We start from the raw sequence: 21,831 nt of genomic DNA, 5'->3' as shown, positions 1-21,831 counted from the left end.
ATCTGAAAATAAACTGTATTTTTGTATTTAAACATGAATACAGTATGAAGCTATCCGTAGCGTTTATCACCTTCAATGAAGATCGAATTATCGAAAAAAATCTCAGCTCTATTTACGATCTTGCTGACGAAATTGTTGTGGTTGATAGTTTTTCGACAGACCGTACTGTAGAAATCTGCAAAAAGTTTCCAAAAGTAAAATTTGTACAAAAAAAATTTGAAGGATTCGGAAAGCAGAAAAACTATGCAATAAGCCTTTGTGAAGGAGACTGGATTCTTTTTTTAGATGCCGACGAAATCCCAGATCCTCAAGCTCAACAATCAATAAAGAAAATTGTTGAGTCTGAAAAAGCCCCATTCAATGTCTATGAAATAGGTTTTAATAATATTTTCTTAGGAAAAGCCTTAAAATATGGTGGTTGGGGAAATATAAAGCGAGAAAGACTTTTCAGGAAGAATTTCGGAAAATACTCTGAAGATATTGTTCACGAAGAGTTTATAACTTCAGAAAAAAAAGGTAAAATAGAAGGTAAAATCAGCCACTACACTTATAGAGATATTTATCACCACATTGAAAAGTCGAATAAATACACTTCGATGATGGCTGAAAAAATGTATAAGAACGGAAAAAGATCAAATGTTTTAAAAATCATCTTCAAACCGATCTATCAATTTATTAAATCATACATTATCCGTTTAGGTTTTTTGGATGGTTTAGTGGGATATTATGCAGCAGCAACAGCCGCTTTCTATACGTTTTTGAAGTATAAAAAACTCCACGAAATTTCTAAATTTGGCAAAGCATGCTAACAAGTGTTGTAAAAGGATTATTTGGCTTATCAAAGAGAAAAGCCGTCCGTATTCTGATGTATCATCAGGTATTACCCAAGAACTTAGCTCCTAAAAATGATCTTATTGTTACTACAGAAAATTTAGAAGAACAGTTTATCTATATAAAAAATAACTTCACTACTCTATTTTTCAAAGACCTTCATAAAGAAAGCAATGCTCCGAACAAGATCATCTTAACATTTGATGACGGCTATTACAATAATCTCGAGTATTTAATTCCTCTTTTAGAAAAATACCAGCTCAAAGCAACCATTTTTATTCCTACAGAATATATCCAGAGCAGAATGCATTCTACGGAAAAGAATTTCATGAGTTTTGATGAAATCAGAAACTTAAATCCTGAACTTATCGAAATCGCTCTCCATAGCCATTCTCACAGAAATTATTCTGAAATGTCTGTAGAAGAAGCCAGAGAAGATCTTAACAAAAACATAGAAATTCTAAGAGAAAACACCATCATTTTTTCTAATGTTCTCGCCTATCCTTATGGGAAATTCCCACGAGAAAAGAATAAAAAAAGAGCATTTTTTGAAATGCTTGAACAATCAGGAATTACTGCTGCTCTAAGAATTGGAAACGAAATAGATTCCTATCCGTGGAAAAATAAATATGAAATAAAACGTATCGATATAAAATACGGAGACAGTATCAATAAGTTTAAATGGAAACTAAGGCTTGGAAAGCTAAAGCTTTAATCCAATAGTTTTTTATAGATATTTTCATAGGACTCAGCCATTTTAAGATAACTAAATTCTAAAGCTCTTTCTTTTAATTTAGCTTGGAAGGTTTCTTTATCTTTATTAAATACTGAAATCCCATCCAGATATACCTCATTCATATTTTCAGCAGAAAAATCTTCGAAATAAAAAGCTAAATCACCGCCAATTTCAGGAAGGCTTGTGAATTTGCTAAGGAAAACCGGCTTTCCAAAATACATCGCTTCAACCGGTGGTATTCCAAATCCTTCCGCTAATGAAGGATGGCAATAGGATTCGCAATGCTGAAGTAAAAAATATTTCTCATCATTATCAACATTTTCCAAAATATGTACTCTTTCGGTAAGTTCCAATGACTTTATCTTTTCAAGAAACTTTTCTTTGTATTCAGATTTTGCAGAGCTTGTGATAAGAACCAAATGTCTATCGTTTTTCGAAATTAAATCCAATAAAACGTTTTGATTTTTTTTAGGAAAAAGCACTCCAATGTTCAATATGAACTTTTCATTTATAAAAGAATAGTCCTGAACAGAGGAAAAGACTTTCTTTTCAGGAAACAACAATCCATTGTAAACAACATCTATTTTAACATTGGCTTTTAGTGTAAATAAATGTTTATTTTTTAGAAAATCATCCTTTACAAATTCAGAAATACAAACAATAGAATCTGCGTTTCCAATATTCTTTTGCACTAAACCTTTACTTTTATTAATCTTTCTTTCAGAGCTTTTATCATGTAAAAAATTGAGATCATGCAAAGTCACGACTTTTTTCTGATTCTTTTTAATGTTGTGAAAATATTCTGAAAGCTGATGCGTTGTATGAATAAGAGCATAGCGAGAGGTAGATATGGGAATCTTTTTTTGCCAAAACTTCCAATTTATAATACTAAATTTAGATTTTGTAACCGGAATATTCTTTTTTGGCCCATAAAATGTATAGTTAAACGCAGCTCTCTTTTGATCGAGTCCTTTTATGAGTGATGTACAGACATTTGCAATCCCAGATTTCGGGTATTTTAATCGTTCTACATCTATAAGGACATTTTTTTTCATTAGAAATAGTGGGCTTTGGCTCAAAAGTATAAATTTAAAATTTAAAATCTTTATTTTTGTGATATGAAAATTTGTTTGATTAGTTTTGATTTTTGGCATTATGACGAGCATATCGTTAATAAGCTCAGAGAAAAAGGCATTGAGGCATACCATATCAACATTGGAGCTTTCACTCACAAAAATTTGGGGGCAAGAGTAAAAAATACCTTTAGTAAAATTTTCTTAGGCAAAAATCTTAAGCATGGAAAAAGACAAAATTTCATCATAGAATCATTGCAAAAAATAGGAAAGCAGGATCAAATCCTTGTGATCAATCCGGAAGCTATTGAGGAAAGAGTCCATAAAGAGATTAGAAAATATGCTACCCGAAACATCGCCTATCTTTACGACAGCATGTCAAGAAATCCGGCTGAGCATATTTTACACTTTTTTGACACCGTTTTTTCGTTTGACGATGAAGATGTAATTAAGTTTGGGTTTAATAAAATTACCAATTATAATTATTTGGAATTTTGTCCTGCAGAAAAGCAGCATCCCAAGCTTGACCTTTTCTACATTACTTCATACGATACCCAAAGATTATTGAGACTCAACCTTCTTATTAATAAAATCAACCCTCTGAATATCTGTTTCAGAACCATTGTTGCCGGAAAGAAAAGCTGGAAAAAGAAAATTACTCAGATTGTAGATAAAAAGAATATTGAGATTTTAAAGTTCAGAACGAAGAATGTTCCCCAACAATCTTTGCCCAAATTGTATAAAAATACAAAAGTCATCCTTGATCTTCAGCGAAATAATCAAATGGGGCTAAGTTTTCGTATTTTTGAGGCAATGGCGTTAGAAAAAAAGTTTATTACAGATAATTATACCATTAAAAATTACGATTTTTATAATCCCGAGAATATCTTAATTCTGAATGATGATTTCAGTAATGTTGAAAAATCTTTTTTTGAAACTGAATATCAAAGTATTCCACAGGAAATATATTATAAATATACTCTCGATAATTGGGTAAACACGGTTTTTAATCTGAGTAAATGACAAAAATATCTGTTGCACTTTGCACCTATAATGGCGAAAAATTCATTCATCAACAAATAGATTCTATTTTAAATCAAACTCTTAAAGTAGATGAAATTGTTGTGTGCGACGATGGGTCTACCGATAAAACACATCAAATACTAAGCGAATATCAAAAGAAATTTCCTGAAATCTTCAAAATTCATATTAATGAAAAGAATTTACGAAGTGTCAAAAATTTTGAAAAAGCAATCTCACTTTGTACAGGAGAAATTATTTTTCTGAGCGACCAGGATGATATTTGGGAAGAGGTAAAAGTAGAAACCTTTATTCATTATTTTAGTGAATATCCGCAGATCAATGCAATTTGCAGTAACGGTACATTTATTAATAGTGACGGTAATTTTATAGATCATCTTAGCATTTGGAGTGTCCCACAACTTTTAAAAGATCAAAAGATAATGGTTGATTATTTCAATATCATTGCTTTTATAGAAAACATCGCAACAGGTGCAGGAATGGCTTTTAGAAGTAGTATAAAAAACAATATTCTTCCCATTCCTATCAAAGAAGGGTTTCATCATGATGAATGGATTGCTTTAGTAACCTCTTACCGAAAAAGTTTTATAATGATTGATGAAAAACTGTTCAAATACAGAATTCACGATGATCAACAGGTAGGAGGAGTATCTTACAATAATAATGAGACGACAAGAAAGAGATTAACTAATCATTTTAATCTGTTTTCGGAAGAAAAAACGTTCTCACAATATAAAAAGTTCTTGAAAAGATTGAGCCAAAGCTATTATAAACATCAAGCTCTACTCTCTGAAAAAGGCAATATAAATACCGAAATTTCTCAGGAAATTTTAAAAAGAAGCAAAGAACTTTTCGATTTGCATAGGAAAAGTATGAAGAAAAAATTTCCTTTTAAATTTTTCGTACTCAGTACAGCGGATATTTTTAGTAAAAAAAGAACAATAAAGTAATGAGTAAGCATTCATTTTTGAATAATAAAACAATCATTATTTCAATTCCCAATGATTTTGGTTTGCCACAGATGTTCAAACAAAATCTCGAGTATTTGGGAATGAAAGTTTTTTTATTGGAACATTCTGAGACTCATCACAAACTTTCGTTTTCTGATGAGCTAAAGCATATTTCACATAAAATATTTAAAAGAGATCGTACTTATAAGAATATTGCCCGTGAAAATAACCGCTTAAGAATAGAAAAGGATCTGCATTCAAAAATGTTGGATTCCCTTTCACAGAAAACGGATTATGCTCTTATTATAAGACCTGATCTTCTTAATGATGAAATCATTGAAAAAATAAAAAGTAAAACTCAAAAACTTATTGGCTACCAATGGGATGGTTTAAATAGGTATCCTGAGATCTATAATAAAGTGAAATATTTTGATCACTTTTTTGTCTTTGATGAAACAGATTTAAAATTCGATCCAAAGTTTAAACTGATCACTAATTTTTATTTTGATTTTGACCTTACCAACAGTTCTAGTCCACAAAATGATATTTTTTTTATTGGAAGTCATATAGAAAATCGGATGCCTTTGCTTATTGAAGTATCTTCTTTTTTGAAAAAACAGGGCTTGAAAACCGACATTAATGTTATTGGAAGTTCCAAAAAATATATTGAAAGAAATCCAGAAACCGGTATTACTCATATTACAGAAATTTTTGATTTCAAAAAAAATTACGAGCACATAAAGAGCTCTAAAGCCATTTTAGATCTTTTAAATGATGTTCATAACGGGCTGTCTCTACGAACTTTTGAAGCTATCGGGTTAAAGAAAAAACTGGTCACTAATAATCCGGAAATTAAAAAATATGATTTTTACCATCCGGAAAATATCTTCATACTAGGTGAAAGAAAACTAGAGGATTTGGTTCAATTTCTTGCAACCCCCTATCACGAATTAAATTCAGAAATTTATTTCAAATATAGCTTTGAAAATTGGATCGCAAATATGTTGGAAACTCCAGATTATATACCCATTTTGAAACACCAATCATGAAAATTTCTGTTGCACTTTGCACCTATAATGGTGAAAAATATATTAAAGAACAGCTAGACTCAATCCTCAATCAGACAACGAAAGTGGATGAAATCGTAATCTGTGATGACAAGTCTACGGATACTACTATGGATATTTTAAGGCTGTACGAAAACAAATATCCGGACATCTTCAGAGTATATACCAATGAAGAAACTTTAAAAAGTGTCAAAAATTTTGAGAAAGCTATTTCACTTTGTACTGGGGAAATCACTTTTCTTAGTGATCAGGACGACTTTTGGTATCCTGAAAAAGTGAGTGTAATGATAAATCATTTTCTGGAGCAACCTGAAATGATGGCATTCTGTTCCAATGGTTTTCTCATGAACGAAAACTCCGAAATAATCATAGATCACTTCACAAAATGGGACGTTTTTGAAAAATATTCAGCCAAAAAACCTCATCTTGACACCTTTAATTTTCTTACTCAGAAAGGAAATTTTTCTACGGGAGCAACTATGGCTGTAAAAACAGATTTTGCAAAGTCTACGTTTCCTATTCCGGAAGTTCAGGATTTCCATCATGATGAATGGATCACGCTACTAGCAACTGTAGAAGGAAAAATGGGCTTCATCAATCAAAAATTAATTAATTACCGGGTTCATTCTACGCAACAGGTTGGTGGTATTGCTTTTCATAAAGACAGCAAGTATTTTAAACAAATTTTTGATTATTTTAGCTTTAATGATCAGAATGACTTCAAAAGTATAAAAAGCAGGATAAAAGCTCAGGTAGAATGGCATAATAAGTTTTTGATTAATTTTAAAAGTAATTCAACACAATATCAACTCTTAAAGAATAAATTCGATATTGAGCTAAAGAAGAACAATACTCTCCTTAATCAGAATTTTCCGCTTAAAAGTTTTGTCGTTCAAAACATTGATAAACTACTCAACAAAAGGCAGTTAAAAAAATAAGATTTTAATTCTTAAACTCAATTTCTAATGGGCATTAAAAGGCTAATAAAAAACTATATAAAAGACTATCGAATCAAAAAATCCCAGAAAAAAGAGGATTACAAGCTTATTTCTGCAGAATTGATTGTGGAAAAATTAAGATTTGTTTCTACAAGTCAAGAGCCTTTAGTAAGTATTATCATTCCCGTTTTTAATCAGATAGAATATACTCTTAATTGTTTATATTCCATTGAACAGGCTAAAGAAAAAACTCCATTTCAGATCATCATTGTAAATGACTGCAGTACCGACAATACGCTTGATATTCTGAATAAAATAGAGGGTTTAAAGATTGTTAGCAATACTGAAAATCTAGGATTCTTGAAGACCGTCAATAATGGAATCAATCATGCAGAAGGAAAATTAATCCACTTGCTGAACAATGATACTATTGTGCAGTCTGGTTTTTTAGATCATCTAGTAAAGGTTATCGAAAATGATGATCTTGTAGGTGCGGTAGGTTCCAAACTTATTTATCCTAATCACACCCTCCAGGAAGCCGGATGTTTGGTTTATGATGAACACCACATTGTAAATTTAGGCCGAAATCAGTCTCCTGATAATCCGGAATATAATTTCTTGAAAAAAGTAGACTATTGTTCTGGATGTAGTCTTCTGTTCAGAAAAATAAATACTAATGGAGAAATAAATCTTTTGGACGAAGCTTATGCTCCTGCCTATTATGAGGAAACCGATTTTTGTATGAGGCTAAAATACGAACAAAAGCTTGACGTATATTATCAGCCTTTATCGGTGGTTGTCCATTTTGAAAATATTTCTCATCAATCTGAAAAAGTATCTTCTAATAAGGCCAAGCTAATGGAGAAAAATTCAGAAACTTTTTATGGAAGATGGGGAAAGTATTTTTCAGATAAAATGGTTATTGATTGTGGTTTAAATATAAATAAAAACAACAAAAACTCTCCTATTCTTTTTGTCGAAACATTTTTTCCAAAATTTGATCATGATTCGGGAGCCAACAGAATCGTTCAGATCATGAAATTTCTTGCAAAACATGATTATAAGATCTATCTCATCATCATGAATGAAGAATCTATAGACAATGAGTATATTAAACTTTATGAGTCATACGGAATTCACATACTGAGAAGCTACGTAAACGAAAATGCTGAAATCATGACTCAAAAGAAACAGTTAAAGAGCTTGGATTGTTACATTGACAAAGTCTGGATTTCGAGAATAGAAACTTATCATTATTTTATAAAGCATTACAAGTCATACTTATCAAAAAAAACAATGATATATGATATGGTCGACTTCCAGTATTTGAGATTAAAAAGAGAAATAGAACTCGGAGCAAGTACTCTCACCGAAAAAGAACTGCATGCAGGTAAGGAGCGAGAAATGACTGCAATAAACAACAGTGATAAAGTAATTGCGATTAGTGAAACAGAAAAAAACTTTCTTACGGAGACTGGGACTGATCAAAATAAAGTTCATGTAATCAGTAATATTCATGAGATCATTAAGACAGAAAAAGATATTAGTTTTAAAGACAGAGATGGGATTCTTTTTATAGGCGGAGGAAATCACAATCCTAATATTGATGCGATCGTATTTTTACATGAAATAATGGAGATTGTATGGCAACAAAAGCCAGAGATAAAAGTAAACATCATTGGAGGGAATATGCCTGAAAATATTTTGCAACTTAATTCTGAAAAGTTTATTATAAAAGGATTTGTAAAAGATATTACGCCCTATTTTACGGGATCAAAACTTACTGTAGCTCCTTTACGATACGGCGCAGGAGTGAAAGGAAAAATTGGGCAGGCTCTAGAATATTCATTACCCATCGTCACAACAACAATCGGTGCAGAGGGAATGGATTTAATAGAAGGAGAAACCGCTCTTATTTCTGAAATCGATGATAAGAACAAACTTGCCAAAGACATTATTCGTCTTTATGAAGATGAGAGTCTTTGGAAAAAACTTTCAGAGAATTCATCTAAAGCCATTTTACCATTTACGACCGAAGGCCAGAAAGGTGAAATTTTCGGATTGCTGAATGCTAACAAATAAATAATTTCAAATTATGAGAGATCAAAAAAATATCATTAAAGTAGGTTATTTACTATCTTATGATTATCAATATATATTTACATCTTTAAAACAGATCTATGACTATGCAGATCAAATAATCATCTCATATGACAAAAATAATAAAACATGGGCAGGAAATGATGTAATTATACCAGAAGAAGTTTTCTCTGAAATAAAAAAAATTGACCATCAAAATAAAATTGTATTATACAAAGATAGTTTTTACATACCCAACATGCAGCCTATGGAATTAGAAACCAGACAAAGAAATATGATGGCACAAAACATTGGATTAGACGGTTGGCATATCCAAATTGATGGAGATGAATATGCCTATGGTTTTGAGAAATTATCCAAATTCTTAAGAAAACATTCTTATCTTTTAAAAAATCCTGAAAAAAATCAATTTAATTTTGATGTGAACTTCGTTACCCTCTTCAAACATAATGAAGATGGCTATTTTGTAATAACTCCTTTTGATGAAAAATGTATGCTTATAACCAATTACCCAAAATACGAATATGCAAGGCGTACTAATAAAGGTAGAACTTTATCTTTAAACTATTATTTAATCCATCAATCTTGGGCAAGGGAAGAAGAAGAGATTGTAAAAAAAATTAATAATTGGGGACACAAAAACGATTTTGATACTTCAAAGTTTCTTACCTTTTGGAAACAACTCAATTCAGAAAACTATTCTCATATTAAAGATTTCCACCCTCTTTATGAATCTCTCTGGAAAGAAATATCTTTTTTTCCAGCAAAAAATATTGAAGAATTCATATCCTTTTTTTCAAAAAAATATCCTCAGACTGATTTAAAACTAAACCTTTCAGGCACAAAGAAATTCAAACTTTGGTTTAAAAGTTTGTATTAATAAAAAAAGGTAATGTTTTGAATATACATTACCTTTTTTTATTTATTTTTTCACCAAAATAGCAGTCATAGAGTCCGCTTCGGCAAAAATATCTGCTCCACATTTACATTTAAGATTATGATAATTATAATCTGAAGAATTACAATTATAACATTTTTTCGGAAGTGTAGATCTTCTGTAGATTTTTATACTTTTTATACAATCTATTAGATTTTTAATCTCTTCAAAATTAAATAAAGAATTCGTCGTCAACTCTTGAATTTTATCGTTTTGAATTTCAATATTATTGCTCATAGAGTGCTCAATAAACAATAACAAATGAAGCGGAGAAATATAATTTTTAGTTTTTCCCTGCTGAATATAATAAGCATGATGAGGATGCGAAGTATGAAGATCCTCAAGAATATAAATACCTTCAGCCTTTAAATAATCCATCCCAATAACAAGACAGTTTTTCTGATGCTGAGGAAAATGACTTCCATCCTCAATAATAAGATCTATTGAATTTTCCGTTTTTTCAAAAAAAGACTGAATATCTGAAATCTTATCTTGATCCAATTGATGATACTCAATCCTATCATTTTCCGTCCATTCTACTTGTACAGGTAAAATATCCGCTCCATAAATTTTGGCATCAGGATATCTCCTATTAAGCCACCTTACAGAATCACCTTTAAAAACACCAAACTCAACAATTTTCTCAACATTTTCTAAATGTGAAAGTTCGTCATTATATATAGTATCATATCTGTGCCAAAAAAATTTATCTGTATTCTCTATATTAATTTTATATGTCATGTTTTATATTAACTAAATTATTAGATTATTCTCTATCATACTCATCCTCAATCCTCACAATATCATCCTCACCGAAATAAGTTCCAGTCTGAACTTCAATGAAAACAACAGGTTTATCAGAAAGATTCATCATTCTATGTTTTGCTCCTAAAGGAATGAAAATGCTTTCACCGTATTTTAGACTAATTTCTTTATCATCCAGCACTACAGTGGCATCACCTTCGATGATCGTCCATTGCTCCTGTCTTTTGTGGTGATATTGGTAAGATAATTTTTGTCCCGGATTTACTTCAATTCTTTTCAATTTGTAATTGGGTTCATCCGCCAATACAAAATATTTTCCCCAAGGTCTTTCGCCGATTTCTAACATAGTTTAAGAATTCATTATTTATACAAAAATAGAAATTATGATTGATGGAAACAACCAATTTATAAAAAGCTTATTCAAACACATAAAATTGAGTAAATTTGCACCAAAATTTTAATTGAAATGGAGAAAGTAAGAGTTCGTTTTGCTCCAAGTCCTACAGGACCTTTGCATTTAGGAGGTGTAAGAACCGCATTATATGATTATCTTTTTGCTAAAAATCAGGGTGGTGAGTTTGTATTAAGAATTGAAGATACAGACACTGCAAGATACGTTGAAGGAGCAGAAGAATATATAGAGGAAGCCCTTGAATGGTGTGGAATCATCGCTGATGAAAGTCCTAAAAAAGGAGGGAAATTTGCTCCGTACAGACAGTCTGAAAGAAGAGATATTTACGACAGATATACAAAGCAAATCTTAAAAACGGATTATGCTTACATCGCTTTTGATACTGCCGAAGAGCTGGATGCAATTCGTGCCGAATATGAAGCAAGAGGTGATGTTTTCTCTTATGACAATAAAACAAGAAATCGTTTAAGAAACAGTCTTGCACTTTCTGAAGAGGAGGTTCAAAAATTATTAGATGAAAAAACTCCATATGTTGTAAGATTCAAAATGCCTGTTGACAGAACTTTGAATCTTGTAGATATTATCCGTGGAAATTCTTCAGTAAATACAAATACTTTAGATGATAAAGTGTTGGTAAAAAACGACGGAATGCCAACCTACCACTTTGCCAACATTATTGATGACCACGAAATGGAAATTTCTCATGTTATCCGTGGTGAAGAATGGTTGCCATCTTTAGGTTTACATACTTTATTATATGAAGCAATGAGTTGGGAAGCTCCTCAGTTCGCCCACCTTTCATTAATTTTAAAACCAGAAGGAAAAGGAAAACTAAGCAAAAGAGACGGTGATAAATTCGGATTCCCTGTATTTCCTTTAAACTTTACAGATCCTGCAACAGGAAATGTTTCAAAAGGATACAGAGAAAGTGGATATCTTCCGGATGCATTTATTAATATGGTTGCATTATTAGGTTGGTCTCCTGCAGATGATAAAGAAATTTTATCATTGGATGAAATGGCAAAGGAATTTGATCTAAATAAAGTTCATAAAGCCGGGGCAAGATTTAGTAAAGAAAAAGCAGAGTGGTTCAATCATCAGTATATTCAGAAAACATCTGATGAAGCGTTGTTGAACATTCTGAAAAATTCAGATCTAACTATCAATCTTTCTGATGAAAAATTATTAAAAGTGATTCATCTGATGAAAGAAAGAGCAACTTTCCCAATTGACATTTACGAAAACGGAAAATTCTTCTTTGAAGCTCCCACATCTTATGATGAAAAAGCATCGAAAAAAGCTTGGAATGATGAAACATCAGCAATTTTAGGGGAATTATCTTCAAATTTAGAAGGAGCAGCCTTCAATGCTGAAAATTTAAAGCAAGTTGTTCACGATTTCGCTGAAAATAAAGGATTAGGAATGGGTAAAGTGATGATGCCGTTACGTTTATCGTTGGTAGGAGAACTGAAAGGACCAGACGTTCCGGACATCATGGAACTTCTTGGGAAAGAGGAAACTACCTCTAGAATAAGCAATGCTATAAATAATTTTAAATAAAATTACCATAATTTTTCATACATTTGAAAGATTTAATTTACTTCAAGAAATGGAATATTTAAGTTTCGAACTTCCTATAAAAGAATTAATGGATCAATATCAAACTTGTTCTTTAGTAGGAGAAGAAAGTGGTGTTGATGTAAAATTAGCATGCAGCCAAATTGAGGATAAGATTTTAGAAAAGAAAAAAGAAATCTACGAAAATCTTACTCCTTGGCAAAGAGTACAACTTTCTCGTCATCCGGATCGTCCTTATGCATTGGACTATATTAACGGTATGGCAGACAAAGGCAGCTTTTTAGAACTTCACGGTGATAGAAATTTTGCGGATGATCCTGCACTAGTGGGTGGTTTAATCACTCTTGATGGTCAAAGAGTAATGGTAATTGGTACTCAAAAAGGGAGAACAACTAAGGAAAGACAATACAGAAGATTTGGCATGCCAAATCCTGAAGGATACAGAAAAGCTTTAAGACTAATGAAGCTTGCTGAAAAATTCCAGATTCCTGTAGTAACTTTAGTAGATACACCGGGAGCATATCCAGGTTTAGAAGCAGAAGAAAGAGGTCAAGGTGAAGCAATTGCGAGAAATATTTTCGAAATGGTTCAGCTTAAAACTCCGATCTTCACTTATATTATTGGTGAAGGAGCGAGTGGTGGAGCATTAGGGATTGGTGTAGGAAACAAAGTTTACATGTTGGAAAACACTTGGTACACTGTAATTGCACCAGAAAGCTGCTCTTCAATTCTTTGGAGAAACTGGGATCACAAAGAGGATGCTGCAAACGCATTGAATCTTACCCCAAAAGATGCTTTAAGAGAAAAATTCATTGATGCTATCATTGAAGAACCACTTGGAGGAGCACATTACGATCCGGAAACAACTTTCTTGAATTTAAAAAGTTCAATTTTACAAAACATAAAAGCGTTTTCAAAATTCACTGGACAGGAGCTTGAAACTCAAAGACAAGACAAGTTCATTGCAATGGGACAATTTAAAGGATAAAAATAAAAAAAGGTTAAGAGCATTCTTAACCTTTTTTTTATTTTTATCTATTCTTCTTCTCTATTCTCCTACATTTAAGGCAATCTCTATATCCTTATCAATTTTCTTAAGCGCCGTATATGGCGAGTCACATACTTTCGTAGACAACTGATAATCTCCTTTATCTATAAGAACATAATTTTCACTTTTTGCAGGTATGCTTAAACTGTAATTTTTCTTACCGCTTATTTTCACCTCCATATTACACTTCGATCTGTTTTTAACATTTACATACGCCTCCTTATCACTAATATCATTACTAAAAAGATGTGTTAATAACGCCGCTGTTTTCTTCCCTTGTTCGCTAGGCTCAGATTTTTTACTTGTTCCCCCTACACTAGCATAATTCACTGTTCTCGTAGGAGTAGAAGATTTTGAAGCTGTATTAGAAGCTAAAGATTTATTAAAATTATCTGTCTTAGCATTATTCACTTTGTCTTTTCCTACAGATGCCATCATCACTGGCTTAGATTCGGAAGGAGAAGGAGTTGCCATAATAATATCCAATAGCTTCCTTTTAAAATGATCGGTCTTAGGGTGATTAGGGTTTTGTTTTAAGAAACCTGCCACCACTCTGGCCTCACTACTATTTTCGGCATCTGTTTCTGTATAGATAATTGCCGTTTCTTTTTCAACAACCGCTTTAGCCTTTTTCTTTTTCTGAGAAAAGCCTAAAGAAAAAATACATAAGAGTACGAGAAGAAATATTTTTTTCATTAACTGAATATTTAAAAAATTATTAAATAATTAAATAACGTGAAAAGTCATTTTTTAGTTTATCATTAAAATCATTATCTTTGCACTGCTCAAAAATAAACTAAAAATTAATACGAATCTTTAAATAAAAAAATAATAGATATTATGTCTTATACACCAGCTGCTGCAGACGTAGCAAAATTAAGAAACCAAACAGGTGCAGGTATGATGGACTGCAAGAAAGCTCTAGTTGAAGCGGAAGGAGACTTCGAAAAAGCGGTAGATATCCTTAGAAAAAAAGGACAAAAAGTTGCTGCTAATAGAGCTGACAGAGAATCTACTGAAGGTGCTGTAATCGCAAGAGTAAATGAAGATAACACTTTAGGTGCTATTATCTCTCTAAACTGCGAGACTGACTTCGTAGGTAAAAACGAAGCTTTCATCGAGCTAGCTTACGAATTAGCTGAAATGGCTATTTTTGCTGCTACTAAAGAAGAATTATTGGCTACAGATTTCCACGGAATGACTGTTGCTGATAAATTAATTGAGCAAACAGGTGTTATCGGTGAGAAAATCGAGATCGGTACATTCGAAAGAATTGAAGGACCATTCTTAGGTGCTTACATCCACGCTGGAAACAAAATCGCTGCTATCACTTCACTTTCTGCAAAAGTAGAAGGAGCTGACGAAGTTGCAAAATCTGTTTCTATGCAAGCTGCTGCAATGAACCCAATCGCTCTTGACGAAACTAAAGTTTCTCAGGAAACTATCGATAAAGAATTAGAAATCGAAAGACACAAACTTACTGAAGAAGGTAAGCCTGCAAACATTATCGATAATATCTTGAAAGGTAAAATGCAGAGATTCTACAAAGACAATACTTTAGTACACCAAGATTTTATCAAAGACAGCTCTATTTCAGTTGCTGACTACGTGAAGTCTGTAAATGCTGACCTTAAAGTAACAGGATTTATCAGAGTAAGCCTATAATCTTTTTAAGATTAACAATATTGATCCCGGTGAAATTTTCATCGGGATTTTTTTATTTCACAATTACAGGATTTTATCATTTATTAAAAATTTATTAAATATTTGATAATTTCAACAATCACATCCATCACACTTAAAATTTTATGTAAAAAATTGATTTTTAATACTTACATTTGCATCCCTTATTGAAAAAAATGAAAAAAATTCTATTAACCATTTGCACATTTCTTTGTTTATTATTCAATGCGCAGCTTGATACAGATCATTGGTTCGCTCCAATGGCTTCAAAAGCAGGATCAAGTGGACTAAGTGGTTATTTATATTTATCAACTAACGAAACGACTCCTTTCTCGGTACAAATTTTCAATAACAATACTCTTTTTACTACGGTACAGGTAAGTAAAGGGAATCCGGCACAGGTAACAATTCCAAATGATTTTTTGATTACCACCAATCAATCTCTTCTGTTCACTCCTAACTCTATGGGAATGTACGTAAAGGGAACAAAGAAATTCTTTGCCAATTATCGATTCTCTTTACAAAACCATGCTGAAATCGTAACATCAAAAGGATTAGCAGGATTAGGAACGAAATTCTATGCAGGAGTTATTCCTATCACAGGTACAGCAGGTTATGTAAATTCTACTATCGGGATTACTGCTACTGAAGACAATACTTCTGTAGTGGTTTCCGGATACAATCCTAATGTTGTTTTTTCTGATGGAAGCTCCACACCAACTAAAACGTTTATACTCAATAAAGGGCAATCTTATATTTTAGATGCAATAAGTACAGACTCTCAATATAATTTAGATGGGTTAGTCGGTGCAAAAATAGAATCTACAAAACCGATTTCTGTAACTAATGGAAATTTCAACGGAATATATACCAATTTAAATTTCACCAACAATGATGTTTTGATGGATCAAGCTGTTCCGGTTGACAGATTAGGTAAAGATTTTGTCGTAGTAAAAGGTAACGGAAACGTTGCGTATCAAATGGAAACCGCCCTGATCATTGCGACAGAAGATAACACTCAAATTACATTGAATGGAGCAAGTATCGGTATTACTCTAAATGCTGGACAATATTTTATGGTTCCGAGCACTAATTACATTAATCAGGGTAACGGAAATTACAATATGGGAATTTCTACCAATAAGAATGTTTATGTTTACCAATTATTAGCAGGAATTACCGGAAGCTCAACGGTTAATGAATACGCGACAGGTGGAATGAACTTTATCCCACCTTTAAGTTGTTTCATGCCTAATAAAGTTGATGAAATTGGCTTTATTAATACAATAGGAGGCACTGCATACAATACAAAACTTAATATCATTACTCAAACAGGAGCTACCGTAACCCTAAACAGCGGACCTATTGCGGCAGCAAATGGCCCTTATCAAGTAACAGGAAATCCAAATTGGGTTACTTATTCCATTCCAAATGTCACAGGAAATATTACCGTAAATTCCACAAAATCCGTAACTGCAGGAATTGCTGCAGGAAGTGGAGCAGTAGGATACGGAGGATATTTCGCCGGATTTTCATCGGTTCCCGTTATTTCTAAGACAGGAGATTGTTATTTGGGTGTTCTATTACAGGTTGACAATTCATATGACGGCTATCAGTGGTATCTGAACGGAACAATTATTCCGGGTGCAACTTCCTATTCTATCAACCCGGAATTATACGGTGCAGGAAATTATACTTGTTTGGTTACTAAAAACAATTGTGAATCTAAGCTGACTACCGCCTACAATTACACACTTTGTCCTCCAATTACCACTACAACATATACTATTGGATCTTGTAATACAAAAATTATTACTCCCGCTTTCACTAATTCTACTCAAACAATTATTCCCACAAATACAGCAATTATTTCTGCCCCAACTTCTGGAACAGCAACTGTAAATCCAACAACAGGACAAATTACTTATACACCAAACGCAGGATTAACAACCGATACAAATGACTCTTTTATCTACTATGTACAAGGCAACGGCAACCCTGCAGATTTTGAATATTTTAAGATCATTGTAAACATAGATGTACTGCAGGTAAATACTGCTTCACTATCGTCTTGTGCAGATACAAACGGAAACGGAACATTCAACCTTACGACTACCACAGTATCTCCAGATTCAGGAACTACTGTCACCTATTTTACGAATTCCAATTTAACAGGTCAGATTACAGTCCCTGCAACTTACACAGGACCAGCAGGAACCATCTATGCTAATGTGACTTCTCAATACGGATGTTCAAAAACAACACAAATTACTTTAACAACTACTCCATCTCCAAATATTAATACCACTAACTTCAATGCAACTTTATGTGATGAAAACTTTGATGGAATTGTAAATGTTAATTTTGCCAATATTACCCCTCAGATTGTTAACAACTCCACCAGTTTTAATGTGAGATATTATTTGCTTCAAGCAGATGCAAATGCAGGAAATACAAACTCTCTTCCAACAAACTGGACATACACAACAAACACAACGGTTTATGTAAGAGTAGACGCACTGACAGGAAACTGTACGACTGTTTTCGGACAAATCAACTTTAAAATTGGTAATAAAATCACTCTTCTGAACAATAATATTACTGTTGATATTTGCGATAACGATCTTGACGGCTCACAAACAGCAAACCTAAACGACTATAAAAATCAATTTACAGCAGATCCGTCTGTAACCTTAACATTTCATGCCAGTTTAGCTGATGCACAAGCCGGGATCAATGCTATTCCTTCTTCACAAGTTATTACTTCAACCGGAACATTTTATATCAGATTCCAAAGCAGTACAGAATGTCCTAATACAGCGGTTATTACTATTAAACTTAAATCACCTAAAAAATCAGGAACACTTACTGATCAAACGATTTGTTCAAATGAAAAAGCAACACTTAATGCAGGTACAGGCTTTACCTCTTACCTTTGGAGTACGGGAGCAACCACTCAATCCATTACAGTTGGAGCAGGTACTTATTATGTAGATTTAGGATTTAACGGTTGTGTTTATCATCAGGTAGTAAATGTAACCACTGCACAGGCTCCTACTATTACAAAAATTGAAACTTCAGGATCTGCAGCTACTATTTTTGTTTCCGGAGGCACACCACCTTACCAGTATTCTCTAAACGGAATTGATTATCAAAGTTCGAATGTTTTCACGGGATTATCAAGAGGTCCACATAAAGTTTATGTATTAGGTGCAGACGGATGCCAACCTACAACAAAAGATTTTTTAATTGTAAATCTTATCAATGCCATTACGCCTAACGGAGATGGACATAATGATGTATTAAATTATTCAGATTTAAGAATTAAGCAGAATGTTTCTATAGAGGTTGTTGACAGATATGGTGCTCTTGTCTATAAATCTTCTGACAAGAATTACATATGGGATGGAAAATCCGGCGGAAGAACACTTTCTACAGGCACCTACTGGTACATCTTAAAATGGACAGAACCAGATACTAAACTACCGGTTTCATACTCAGGGTGGATATTAATTAAAAACAGAGAATAAAATTTATTTTTTCTGAATAAATTAAATATAAAAACGACTTCATTTGAGGTCGTTTTATTTTTTAACAAACATTAAAACTCAGTGCAGGAAAGACTTTTACAAACTTCAAAAACCAATTTTCATAACAAATTTTTTTTCATTTTCCATTTATATTTCAATAAAATTCCGAAAATTACTTTTAAGATTAATTATTAGTAAACAATATTCAAAATATTATTTTAATTTTGTAGAAATCCTAATTCCGACAACTATGAAAAGATTCTTACTCTCTTTCGTATTATTGTTTTTTACATTTAATACTGTCTTTGCACAGAAAGACACAGAACATTGGTTCGCACCTTTTTACAACAGCACGAGTGCATACATCTCAAGGCTTTATATGTCCACTGATTCTGCGGCACCTTTTGAAGTTAAAATTTATAGCAACAATGTTCAGATTGGTTCAGTAATGATTAGCAAAGGTAACCCAAAAATTTTCCCAGATCCTACGGTTACCCCTGCACAGCCTTTATTAGCTCCATATGTAAACGCAACAACTACAACAGAAGCGTTTACAATAATCAACACTAAAGGTTTATATCTTAAAGGTGATAAACCTTTTTTTGCCAGTTTAAGATCTACAAACCTTACTCAACATGGAGAAATTATAACAAGTAAAGGAAGAGCAGGTATTGGAAATAAATTCTATGCTGGTGCAACACCGGTTACCAATACTACTTCAAGTAATTTTACCGCAGGTATTATGGCTACGGAAGATAATACAACCGTAACGATTACATGGAACGCTGCTTTACCGGTAACATTTATTAATGGAAGTCCTACAGGAAATACACAGACTGTAACCCTGAACAAAGCTGAATCATTTATCTTAGCTGGTACTGGAAATCAAAATATCAGTAACTTTATTGGAACTAAAATAGAGTCTAACAAACCGATTACAGTAACAAATGGGAACTGTAATGGTAACTTCGGAGCAGGAGGCTCTTCAGGAAGTGATTTAATTATGGATCAAGCTGTTCCTGTAGAAAGGTTAGGGAATACTTTTGCGATGGTCAAAAGTTTATCCTCTGCTTCTACTGAAAATTTGGAAGGCGCCATTGTAATTGCAACCGAAGATAATACGCAAATTTTTGTAAATGGCATTGGTACAGCATTAACAACCATCAATGCAGGGCAATGGTATAGAATAGATGAAACAAATTATGTAGCTCAAGGAACCAGCGGACATAAAAACATGTTTATTTCCACTTCAAAAAATGTTTGTGTTTATCAGCTTGTAGGAACTAATAGTAATGCGACTTGTGGCTATAACTTTATTCCGCCATTGAGTTGTTATTTGCCTAAAAAAATTGATGAAATAGGTAATATAAATGAAATGCCTAATATTACCTTAGCTATTAATTTAAAACTGAATATCGTTACTGAAGCCGGAGCAACTGTTACTTATACAACGAGTGCTACAGGAGGTGTACCAACAACGCCTACTGCCGCACAAGGACCATACCCTCTTGCCGGAAGTACAACTTGGGTTACTTATGATATCTCAAATATTTCAGGAAATGTTGCTATTCAATCCAATAAAGCCGTAACAGCAGGTGTAAATGGCGGATTTAACACAGCCGGATATGGAGGATATTTCGCTGGTTTCTCATCGATTCCTTTTATCACAAAGCAAACAGGAGAGTGTGCTCCGGGTATTATCCTAGAAGTAGATGCCGGGTTTGATGCTTATCAGTGGTATTTAAATGGTAATATTATTCCGGGTGCGACTTCAAATACTTATGCTCCACTAGTAGGAGGGAATTACACAGTAAAAGTAACTGCAGGAGGTTGCCAACCTGTAACAACTCCAATTTTCAAAGTTTTCTCATGTGTGAAACAAACCACAAAAACAGTGGGAACTTGTGGTCCAATAATCATACAACCAACATTCACTTCCTCAACACAAACGCCAGTGGCTAGCACAGTGACAATTACCACACCTCCAACACATGGTACTGCGGTAGTAAATGCTAATGGAACAATTACTTATACTCCGAATTCAAGTTTTGCCGGAAATGACGTATTTGTTTATAAATTCTGTGGAAATGCTCCCGAATTTATAGATTGTGAACAAGTAACACTTACAATTACAACGACTCCTCTTCAAGTAAATGAGCCTACTATTACCGCATGTCTTTATGACATCGATCCTACAGCTTCATTTAATCTTACAGAGGCAAATGTAACCGACTTTCCTTTGCCTACCATAAAAACTTATTACCCTACACTAAATGATTTAAATACAAACAATAACCAAATTACAAACCCTACAAAATACCCATCAGCAGGAGGCTATGTTTATGTTAGAATAATAGCAGAGGGAGGATGTATTGGAACAACAAAAATTAAATTAGAACCAATTCCGGTAAAAAAATCACCAGTTTTGGTTGACAAATTTATTTGTATTGATGGCAGAACATCATTAGACGCAGGTCCTGGATATGACAGCTATCAATGGAGTACAGGGGCTACAACATCTTCTATTCAAGGAGTACCTGTTGGAGAATATATGGTAATTCTTGAACATAATAACTGTTTCTTAGAACAAACTGTACATGTTAAAAAAGTTCAGGATCCAGTAATCACTAAAATTGAAATTACAAACAATACCGCTACTGTTATTGTGAATGGAGGAACAGCTCCTTACAAATATGCAGTAGATGGAACAACAACTTGGCAAGATTCAAATGTATTTACAAATCTTTCAAGAGGACAACATACTTTCTACGTAAAAGATGCATACGTTTGTGACCCTATTTCTGTAGAAGTAACTGTACCAAACTTAATCAATGCAATTACTCCAAACGGAGATAATGTAAATGATTATATTGATTATAGTGAATTAGCTTACAAAGAGAACCTTACATTTGTTATTTATGACAGATATGGTAACAAGGTTTTCACCGGAGATAAATTCAACAACTATCGTTGGGATGGAAAATCATCTGGTAAAAAAATTGTCACAGGTACCTATTGGTATCATATCAACTGGAATGAACCAAATACAGCAAAAACTCCAATAAAATACACTGGTTGGATATTGGTGAAAAACAGAGAGTAATTTTTAATATTATATTTCAAAAGCCACGTTTTAAAAAAA

The 21,831-nt window shown here is 32.9% G+C and carries 17 protein-coding genes; 13 read left to right on the top strand and 4 right to left on the bottom strand.

What is annotated here, in order from left to right; translation table 11 throughout:
* Positions 1-44: 44 nt before the first annotated feature.
* Together RM51_RS03100 and RM51_RS03095 are read left to right on the top strand one after the other, a co-directional pair.
* Entirely contained in the window at positions 45-809 is a 765-nt protein-coding gene (locus RM51_RS03100) for a glycosyltransferase family 2 protein (protein WP_039365043.1), read from the top strand.
* Positions 803-1,546, top strand: a complete 744-nt coding sequence (locus RM51_RS03095) for a polysaccharide deacetylase family protein (protein WP_052248368.1) — start codon at positions 803-805, stop codon at positions 1,544-1,546. Before RM51_RS03100 ends, RM51_RS03095 begins: the two co-directional genes overlap by 7 nt.
* On the opposite strand, the gene RM51_RS03090 is transcribed toward RM51_RS03095, so the two are convergent.
* Complete coding sequence (locus RM51_RS03090; protein ID WP_039365041.1) at positions 1,543-2,622, bottom strand: glycosyltransferase family 4 protein; 1,080 nt, start codon at positions 2,620-2,622, stop codon at positions 1,543-1,545. The two genes, RM51_RS03095 and RM51_RS03090, sit on opposite strands and share 4 nt — an antisense overlap.
* Before the next feature lie 63 nt (positions 2,623-2,685).
* Between RM51_RS03090 and RM51_RS03085 the strand changes: the two genes are divergently transcribed.
* The 6 genes from RM51_RS03085 to RM51_RS03060 are packed head-to-tail and all read left to right on the top strand — an operon-like array spanning position 2,686 to position 9,616.
* Entirely contained in the window at positions 2,686-3,663 is a 978-nt protein-coding gene (locus RM51_RS03085; protein WP_039365038.1) for a glycosyltransferase family protein, read from the top strand.
* Positions 3,660-4,631 (top strand): glycosyltransferase family 2 protein, encoded by a 972-nt coding sequence (locus RM51_RS03080; RefSeq protein ID WP_039365035.1) that lies wholly within the window; start codon positions 3,660-3,662, stop codon positions 4,629-4,631. Before RM51_RS03085 ends, RM51_RS03080 begins: the two co-directional genes overlap by 4 nt.
* Entirely contained in the window at positions 4,631-5,680 is a 1,050-nt protein-coding gene (locus RM51_RS03075) for a CgeB family protein (RefSeq protein ID WP_052248367.1), read from the top strand. The genes RM51_RS03080 and RM51_RS03075 overlap by 1 nt, the downstream gene beginning before the upstream one ends.
* Positions 5,677-6,636: a glycosyltransferase family 2 protein gene (locus RM51_RS03070; RefSeq protein WP_039365032.1), complete on the top strand. Its 960-nt coding sequence runs from the start codon at positions 5,677-5,679 to the stop codon at positions 6,634-6,636. The genes RM51_RS03075 and RM51_RS03070 overlap by 4 nt, the downstream gene beginning before the upstream one ends.
* Before the next feature lie 27 nt (positions 6,637-6,663).
* Positions 6,664-8,718: a glycosyltransferase gene (locus RM51_RS03065; protein ID WP_039365029.1), complete on the top strand. Its 2,055-nt coding sequence runs from the start codon at positions 6,664-6,666 to the stop codon at positions 8,716-8,718.
* 13 nt (positions 8,719-8,731) lie between these two features.
* The gene (locus RM51_RS03060) at positions 8,732-9,616 is read left to right on the top strand and encodes a hypothetical protein (RefSeq protein WP_039365026.1); all 885 of its coding nucleotides are present in this window, start codon (positions 8,732-8,734) and stop codon (positions 9,614-9,616) included.
* A 42-nt stretch (positions 9,617-9,658) separates the two neighbouring features.
* Here RM51_RS03060 and RM51_RS03055 read toward each other — a convergent pair whose 3' ends face one another.
* The gene (locus tag RM51_RS03055; RefSeq protein ID WP_039365023.1) at positions 9,659-10,414 is read right to left on the bottom strand and encodes a class I SAM-dependent methyltransferase; all 756 of its coding nucleotides are present in this window, start codon (positions 10,412-10,414) and stop codon (positions 9,659-9,661) included.
* A gap of 25 nt (positions 10,415-10,439) precedes the next feature.
* The gene (locus RM51_RS03050) at positions 10,440-10,784 is read right to left on the bottom strand and encodes a phosphomannose isomerase type II C-terminal cupin domain (RefSeq protein ID WP_039365021.1); all 345 of its coding nucleotides are present in this window, start codon (positions 10,782-10,784) and stop codon (positions 10,440-10,442) included.
* Positions 10,785-10,904: 120 nt separating this feature from the next.
* Here RM51_RS03050 and gltX point away from each other — a divergent pair, with 120 nt between their 5' ends.
* The gene (gene gltX, locus RM51_RS03045; protein ID WP_039365019.1) at positions 10,905-12,410 is read left to right on the top strand and encodes a glutamate--tRNA ligase; all 1,506 of its coding nucleotides are present in this window, start codon (positions 10,905-10,907) and stop codon (positions 12,408-12,410) included.
* Between the two features lie 49 nt (positions 12,411-12,459).
* Positions 12,460-13,416 carry an acetyl-CoA carboxylase carboxyltransferase subunit alpha gene (locus RM51_RS03040; RefSeq protein WP_039365016.1) on the top strand — a complete coding sequence of 319 codons (957 nt, stop codon included), beginning with the start codon at positions 12,460-12,462 and terminating at the stop codon, positions 13,414-13,416.
* Positions 13,417-13,476: 60 nt separating this feature from the next.
* Here RM51_RS03040 and RM51_RS03035 read toward each other — a convergent pair whose 3' ends face one another.
* Positions 13,477-14,172, bottom strand: a complete 696-nt coding sequence (locus RM51_RS03035; protein ID WP_039365012.1) for a DUF6759 domain-containing protein — start codon at positions 14,170-14,172, stop codon at positions 13,477-13,479.
* 144 nt (positions 14,173-14,316) lie between these two features.
* Between RM51_RS03035 and tsf the strand changes: the two genes are divergently transcribed.
* The 3 genes from tsf (at position 14,317) to RM51_RS03020 (ending at position 21,792) form a co-directional block, all read left to right on the top strand.
* A complete protein-coding gene (gene tsf / locus RM51_RS03030) occupies positions 14,317-15,141 on the top strand; it encodes a translation elongation factor Ts (protein WP_039365010.1) in 825 nt (274 codons plus the stop codon).
* Positions 15,142-15,335: 194 nt separating this feature from the next.
* Positions 15,336-18,689, top strand: a complete 3,354-nt coding sequence (locus RM51_RS03025) for a T9SS C-terminal target domain-containing protein (RefSeq protein WP_039365007.1) — start codon at positions 15,336-15,338, stop codon at positions 18,687-18,689.
* Positions 18,690-18,939: 250 nt separating this feature from the next.
* Positions 18,940-21,792: a T9SS C-terminal target domain-containing protein gene (locus RM51_RS03020; RefSeq protein ID WP_039365004.1), complete on the top strand. Its 2,853-nt coding sequence runs from the start codon at positions 18,940-18,942 to the stop codon at positions 21,790-21,792.
* Positions 21,793-21,831: the final 39 nt, after the last annotated feature.

Source organism: Chryseobacterium taiwanense (assembly GCF_000813825.1).
In the GTDB taxonomy this organism is placed as follows: Bacteria; Bacteroidota; Bacteroidia; order Flavobacteriales; family Weeksellaceae; genus Chryseobacterium; species Chryseobacterium taiwanense.
This window is presented reverse-complemented; position numbering and strand designations above follow the sequence as displayed.

Bases quoted from the DNA above. Each gene is read 5' to 3' on its own strand.
- RM51_RS03075 (WP_052248367.1), top strand. From the start codon at position 4,631: ATGAGTAAGCATTCATTTTTGAATAATAAAACAATCATTATTTCAATT.
- RM51_RS03050 (WP_039365021.1), bottom strand. From the start codon at position 10,784: ATGTTAGAAATCGGCGAAAGACCTTGGGGAAAATATTTTGTATTGGCG.
- RM51_RS03065 (WP_039365029.1), top strand. From the start codon at position 6,664: ATGGGCATTAAAAGGCTAATAAAAAACTATATAAAAGACTATCGAATC.
- RM51_RS03025 (WP_039365007.1), top strand. From the start codon at position 15,336: ATGAAAAAAATTCTATTAACCATTTGCACATTTCTTTGTTTATTATTC.
- RM51_RS03020 (WP_039365004.1), top strand. From the start codon at position 18,940: ATGAAAAGATTCTTACTCTCTTTCGTATTATTGTTTTTTACATTTAAT.
- RM51_RS03060 (WP_039365026.1), top strand. From the start codon at position 8,732: ATGAGAGATCAAAAAAATATCATTAAAGTAGGTTATTTACTATCTTAT.
- RM51_RS03055 (WP_039365023.1), bottom strand. From the start codon at position 10,414: ATGACATATAAAATTAATATAGAGAATACAGATAAATTTTTTTGGCAC.
- RM51_RS03040 (WP_039365016.1), top strand. From the start codon at position 12,460: ATGGAATATTTAAGTTTCGAACTTCCTATAAAAGAATTAATGGATCAA.
- RM51_RS03085 (WP_039365038.1), top strand. From the start codon at position 2,686: ATGAAAATTTGTTTGATTAGTTTTGATTTTTGGCATTATGACGAGCAT.
- RM51_RS03100 (WP_039365043.1), top strand. From the start codon at position 45: ATGAAGCTATCCGTAGCGTTTATCACCTTCAATGAAGATCGAATTATC.
- RM51_RS03035 (WP_039365012.1), bottom strand. From the start codon at position 14,172: ATGAAAAAAATATTTCTTCTCGTACTCTTATGTATTTTTTCTTTAGGC.
- RM51_RS03090 (WP_039365041.1), bottom strand. From the start codon at position 2,622: ATGAAAAAAAATGTCCTTATAGATGTAGAACGATTAAAATACCCGAAA.
- RM51_RS03080 (WP_039365035.1), top strand. From the start codon at position 3,660: ATGACAAAAATATCTGTTGCACTTTGCACCTATAATGGCGAAAAATTC.
- RM51_RS03095 (WP_052248368.1), top strand. From the start codon at position 803: ATGCTAACAAGTGTTGTAAAAGGATTATTTGGCTTATCAAAGAGAAAA.
- RM51_RS03070 (WP_039365032.1), top strand. From the start codon at position 5,677: ATGAAAATTTCTGTTGCACTTTGCACCTATAATGGTGAAAAATATATT.
- tsf (WP_039365010.1), top strand. From the start codon at position 14,317: ATGTCTTATACACCAGCTGCTGCAGACGTAGCAAAATTAAGAAACCAA.
- gltX (WP_039365019.1), top strand. From the start codon at position 10,905: ATGGAGAAAGTAAGAGTTCGTTTTGCTCCAAGTCCTACAGGACCTTTG.